4 protein-coding genes are annotated in these 5,634 nt (G+C 75.9%); 2 read left to right on the top strand and 2 right to left on the bottom strand.

Annotated elements, in window-relative coordinates:
- Nucleotides 1-1,391 (bottom strand): GTP-binding protein (locus ETD96_RS47820; protein WP_138641775.1); only part of this gene is annotated, 1,391 nt, incomplete at its 3' end.
- Nucleotides 1,392-1,738: 347 nt separating this feature from the next.
- Between ETD96_RS47820 and ETD96_RS40450 the strand changes: the two genes are divergently transcribed.
- Both ETD96_RS40450 and ETD96_RS40445 read left to right on the top strand, forming a co-directional pair.
- On the top strand, nucleotides 1,739-3,169 hold the full coding sequence (locus tag ETD96_RS40450; protein WP_138641774.1) for an MFS transporter: 1,431 nt from the start codon (nucleotides 1,739-1,741) through the stop codon (nucleotides 3,167-3,169).
- 79 nt (nucleotides 3,170-3,248) lie between these two features.
- Nucleotides 3,249-5,261, top strand: coding sequence for a propionyl-CoA synthetase (locus ETD96_RS40445; protein WP_420884834.1), 2,013 nt, complete (start codon nucleotides 3,249-3,251; stop codon nucleotides 5,259-5,261).
- Nucleotides 5,262-5,312: 51 nt separating this feature from the next.
- Here the strand turns inward: ETD96_RS40445 and ETD96_RS40440 are convergent.
- A partial coding sequence (locus tag ETD96_RS40440; RefSeq protein WP_338072663.1) for a hypothetical protein occupies nucleotides 5,313-5,634 on the bottom strand: 322 nt, incomplete at its 5' end.

The raw sequence follows: 5,634 nt of genomic DNA, 5'->3' as shown, positions 1-5,634 counted from the left end.
GGGGCGGCCGGGCGCGGGTCGGCCTGCGCCGCCGGCTCGGGCGGCGGGCCGTAGACGCGACCCGCGTCCACCCGCAGCGGCGGCCTGACCAGCGCGGCGACGAGCTGCCGGGCCGGCAGGCCGAGCCGCAGCCGGACGGTCTCCAGCGGGATGCCGGGCGCGTGCGGGCTGCCCGCGGCGTGCCGGGACGCCTCCTCGGCGAGCCGGTCGAACAGCGCCGACCAGTGCGCCGGGTCGGCGAGCCACTCGCCGTTCAGCGCGACGGCGTCCGGCGGCGGCGCGCAGCCCATCAGCGACAGCTCCGAGCGCCGCAGCACGCCGTGCCGGCGCAGCACGACCGCGCCGTCCGGCCGGTCCGGCCAGGACGCCAGCTCGCGGGCGCGGGCCGCGCCGGCGCCGCGCCGCACCAGGGTCGGCGGCCGGACGTCCAGCACGCTCACCCCGGCCATCGAGCGGCGCGCCGGGTCGCGCAGGACGCCGGTGTCGCCGAGGTGCAGGGCGAGCCGGGTGTTCAGGGTCAGCCGGGCGGTGTCGGGGCCGAGCGGGCGCAGCCGGACCGGGACGGCGGCGGTCCCGAGGTGCAGCGTCATCTGCCGGGCGAGCCGCCCCGACGCCGCGCCGAACCGGGTGCGGACGTCGACGCAGGTGGTGTGGGTCCAGGCGCCGGGCGTGACGAGGGCCATGCCGGGGTCGACGCGGCCGGCGTCGCGGAGCGTCAGCACGACCCGGGAGACCCCGCCGACGGACTCGCGCGGCGCGCCGGCGCTGCCGATGGTGCGGACGCGGACGCGCTCCCCGGCGGGCATGAGCAGCAGCTCGTCGCCCACGGCGACGGTCCCGGCGGCGAGGGTGCCGGTGACGGCGGTCTGCCGCCCGGCGGTGATGGCGTGGTCCACCCACAGCCGCACCGGGGCGGCCGGGTCGGGGACGGGCAGCCGGCCCGCGAGCCGGTCGAGGGCGGCGGCCAGTTCGGGCACCCCGGCGCCGGTGGCGGCGCTGACGGCGACGGCCTCCACGCCCTTCAGCGGGGTGCCGGCGAGCCGCTCGCGGACCTGCCGGAGCGCGAGCCGGGCGTCGGCGGCGTCGGCCTTGGTGACCGCGAGGACGCCGAACCGGACGCCGAGCGCGCCGAGGGCGTCCAGGTGCTCGGCGGTCTGCGGCATCCACCCCTCGTCGGCGGCGACGGCGAGCAGCGCCGCGGGCGCCGGCGCGGCGCCGGCGAGCATGGCCGGGAGCGACCGCTCGTCGCCGGGGACGTCGACGAACGCGACGCGCCGCCCCGAGGGCAGCTCCGTCCAGGCGCCCGTCTCGCCGGGCTCCTTGCCGGTGAGGGCGCGCACGAGCGCCGACTTGCCGTGCCCACCGTGACCGGCGGTGGTGACGACCTGCATCAGCGTCCTCTCCGGGCCGGGACGCGGAAGGCCGTGCGGGGGGATGCATCGCGGGGGTTGCGCAGACGAAGGTCCACGGAAGGCAACCCTAGGGACGCCGGGGCCCGGCGTCGAACCCGGTCCGGCCGGTGCGGGGGCGCGGACACGCCCACCGGCCCCACCTCGACCACAAACGACCAGAAATCGACTCCGAATCGGTCCCGTCCGGAACCGCACCCGCGGTGGAGCATGAGCCAAACGGCCGATCTATGCTTACTTTCTCTAAGTAAGTACAGAGCGGACGGGAGCACGCCGCGCGGCCGGGCCGCCGCCGACCGGACGTCACGATCGCCCCTCGGGAGGTTCGCATGACCGGCGCCCCGGCCACGGCGCGCACCGCGACCGGGCCGCTTCCCGCGGGACCCGCGCGCACCGGCCGCATCCTGCTCGCGCTCGCGGCGGCCGGGATGGTCGTGTCGGTGCAGCAGACCCTGGTGCTGCCGCTGCTGCCCCAGTTCATGGTCCGCTTCGACGCCCCGATCACCGACGTGACGTGGGTGTTCACCGCGTCGCTGCTGACCGGCGCGGTCGCCACCCCGCTGCTGACGCGGTTCGGCGACATGTACGGCAAGAAGCGGATGATCCTGCTCGCGCTGGTGCTGCTGCTGGCCGGCTCGGTGGTGTGCGCGGTGTCGTCCTCGCTGCCGGTGCTCATCGCCGGGCGCGCGCTGCAGGGCGTGTCGTCCTCGATGATCCCGCTCGCCATCGGCATGATCCGGGACGCGTTCCCGCGCGAGCGGATCACCACCGCGATCGGCATCGTCAGCGCCACCATGGGCGTCGGCGGCAGCGCCGGCATGATCGTGACGGGGCTGATCGCGGCCCGCACCGACAGCCACCACCCGGTCTTCTGGATCACCGCGGCGCTGGCCGCCGGCGCGCTGGCGCTGGTCGCGGTGCTCGCCCGCGACGTCGGCGTGCGGGCCGGCGGCCGGCCCGACTTCGCGGGCGCGGTCCTGCTCGCCGCGTGGCTGGTGTGCCTGCTGCTCGCCATCAGCGAGGGCAACGCGTGGGGCTGGACGTCCGGCGGCGTCCTCGGGCTGTTCGGCGCCGCCGCCGCGCTGTGCGCGGTGTGGGTCGCGGTGCAGCTGCGGGTCCGCGCCCCGCTGGTGCGGCTGGCCCTGCTGGTCGGGTCGCGGTCGCTGTCGGCGAACGTCGCCTCGGCGCTGCTCGGGTTCTCGATGTTCGCCGCGTTCACGCTGATCGCCGGGTTCGTGCAGGCGCCGTCGGCGGAGTTCGGGTACGGGCTGGACGGCTCGGTGCTGGACGTCGGCCTCTACATGCTGCCGAGCACCGTCACGATGCTGGTGTTCTCGGCGCTGGCCGGGCGGATCGCGGCGCGGCTCGGCCCCGCCTACACGCTCGCGACCGGGTCGGCGTTCGCCGGGCTGTGCTACGTGTGGCTGGCGGTGTCCAACTCGCACGTGTACGACATGCTCGCGTTCAGCGCCATCCAGGGCATCGGGTTCGGGATCGCCTACGCGGCGCTCGGGACGCTCGCCGTCCAGCACGTGCCGATGGACCAGAGCGGCATCGCCAGCGGCATCAACTCGCTCGTCCGCACCACCGGCGGCGGCGTCGCGGGCGCCGTGACCGCGTCGATCCTGGCCGGGCGGGTGATCGCGGGGACGGACGTGCCGACGCTCGGCGCGTACGAGCTGTGCTTCTGGATCGTCGCGGCGGGCGCCTTCGCGGCCGCGCTCGTCGCCGTCGCGCACGGCCTGCGCCACCCCGACTGACGGCCCCGCGGACGGGTCCCGGAGAGTGGCGCGGTGACGGGCCGGGCGGCGCGGGCTCTTGACGAACCGGCCCCGGGGCATGCCCTATAGGGGTGCGGCCCGGTTTCGCGAACCGGGCCTCAGCGCACACCTGGGTCATGGAGAAAACAGGGCCACGGAGCACACAGGGCCGCGGAGCGACCGGCCGGAGGCCCGCCACCGGGAGGACGACATGGGCGCCTACGCGGCCGCGTACGAACGCAGCATCGCCGACCCGACCCGCTTCTGGGGGCTGGCGGCGCGCGACGTCCGCTGGCTCGTCCCACCGGACCGGGTCCTGGACGACGGGGCGCCGCCGTTCTACCGCTGGTTCACCGGCGGCGAGCTGAACACCTGCGACAACGCGCTGGACCGGCATGTGGAGGAGGGCCGCGGCGACCAGCCCGCGCTGATCTACGACAGCCCGGTCACCGGGACCGTCCGCACCTACGGTTACCGGGAGCTGACGGGCCTCGTCGCGCGGTTCGCCGGGGCGCTGCGCGCGCAGGGCGTCGACCGCGGCGACCGGGTCGTCATCTACCTGCCGATGGTGCCGGAGGCGGTCATCGCGATGCTGGCGTGCGCCCGGCTCGGCGCGGTGCACTCGGTCGTGTTCGGCGGGTTCGCGGCGCGGGAGCTGGCCGTCCGCATCGACGACGCCCGGCCCAAGGCGGTCGTGTCGGCGTCGTGCGGGATCGAGGCGGGCCGGGTCGTCGCCTACAAGCCGCTGCTCGACCAGGCGCTGGACATGGCGCGGCACAAGGTCGAGCGGTGCGTGATCCGGCAGCGCGAGCAGCTGCACGCCGACCTCGTCCGGCCCCGGGACGTGGAGTGGGACGAGGCGGTCGCCGCCGCCGAGCCCGCCGAGTGCGTGCCCGTCGCCGCCACCGACCCGCTCTACATCCTCTACACCTCGGGGACGACCGGGCGGCCGAAGGGCGTCGTCCGCGACAACGGCGGGCACGCGGTGGCGCTGCGCTGGTCGATGGAGAACGTGTTCGGCGTCGGGCCCGGCGACGTGTTCTGGGCCGCGTCCGACGTCGGCTGGGTCGTCGGGCACTCCTACATCGTGTACGCGCCGCTGCTGACCGGCTGCACGACCGTCCTGTACGAGGGCAAGCCGGTGGGGACGCCGGACGCGGGCGCGTTCTGGCGCGTCGCGGCGCAGCACCGGGTGAAGGCGCTGTTCGCCGCGCCGACCGCGATCCGGGCGATCAAGAAGGAGGACCCGGAGGGCGCGCTGCTCGCCGGGCACGACCTGTCGGCGCTGGACACGCTGTTCCTCGCCGGGGAGCGCCTCGACCCCGACACCTACCGGTGGGCGTCGCGGGTCCTGGACCGGCCGGGGATCGACCACTGGTGGCAGACCGAGACGGGCTGGCCGATCGTGGCGAACCTGCGCGGGCTGGAGCCGATGCCGGTCAAGGCGGGCTCGCCCTCGGTGCCGGTGCCCGGCTACGACGTGCGGATCCTCGGCCCGGACGGCGGGTCGGTGCCGGCCGGCGCCGACGGCGACATCGCGATCCGGCTGCCGCTGCCGCCCGGGACGCTGCCGACGCTGTGGCAGGACGACGAGCGGTTCGTCGAGTCGTACCTGACGAAGTTCCCGGGGCACTACCTGACCGGCGACGGCGGGCACGTCGACGAGGACGGCTACGTGTGGGTGATGGGCCGCACCGACGACGTCATCAACGTCGCCGGGCACCGGCTGTCCACCGGGACGATGGAGGAGGTCATCTCCTCCCACCCGGCCGTCGCCGAGTGCGCGGTCATCGGCGTCGAGGACGCGCTGAAGGGGCAGGTCCCGCGCGGGCTGGTCGTGCTCAAGAGCGGCGTCCTCGCCGAGCCGGCGGAGCTGGCCGCCGAACTGGTCGGGATGGTGCGCGAGCAGGTCGGGCCCGTCGCCGCGCTGAAGGAGATCGCGGTCGTCCCGGCGCTGCCGAAGACCCGCTCGGGCAAGATCATGCGGGGCGTGATGCGGGGCATCGCCGACGGGCGCGAGGTGACCGTCCCGTCCACGATCGAGGACCCCGACGTGCTGGACGAGCTGCGCCCCGTCCTGCGGAGGCCGTGACCGCGCGGGTCGGTGTGCGCTAGGGTCGGCGGGCGCTAAGGCCGGTGGCCGCTAGGGCCGGTGGCCGGTCCGCTTGGGCCACAGGGCCGCGACCAGGCTCACGCCTGCCGCCGCCAGCACGATCTGCAGGACGGTCTCCCAGGGGCTCCAGCCGCTGCCGGTGAGGCCGAACACCTGGGCCAGCCCCGTCCCGGCGAACGCCGCGACGACGCCGGTCGCCATCAGCAGCCAGACCGGCATGCCCGGCCGTCCGGGCGCGATCAGCCGCCCGAGGATCCCGATCACCGCGCCCAGGACGACGGCGGCCGCGAGCCCGGTGATGGTCATGTCGGCGTGCGCTCCTTCGCTCCCCCGCCCCGCCGGAGCGGTAGCC

It is taken from the genome of Actinomadura geliboluensis (assembly GCF_005889745.1).
GTDB lineage: Bacteria > Actinomycetota > Actinomycetes > Streptosporangiales > Streptosporangiaceae > Spirillospora > Spirillospora geliboluensis.
This window is presented reverse-complemented; position numbering and strand designations above follow the sequence as displayed.

What these genes read in the sequence shown, in the direction of transcription:
- ETD96_RS40450 (WP_138641774.1), top strand. Translation starts at nt 1,739, where the DNA reads ATGACCGGCGCCCCGGCCACGGCGCGCACCGCGACCGGGCCGCTTCCC.
- ETD96_RS40445 (WP_420884834.1), top strand. Translation starts at nt 3,249, where the DNA reads ATGCCCTATAGGGGTGCGGCCCGGTTTCGCGAACCGGGCCTCAGCGCA.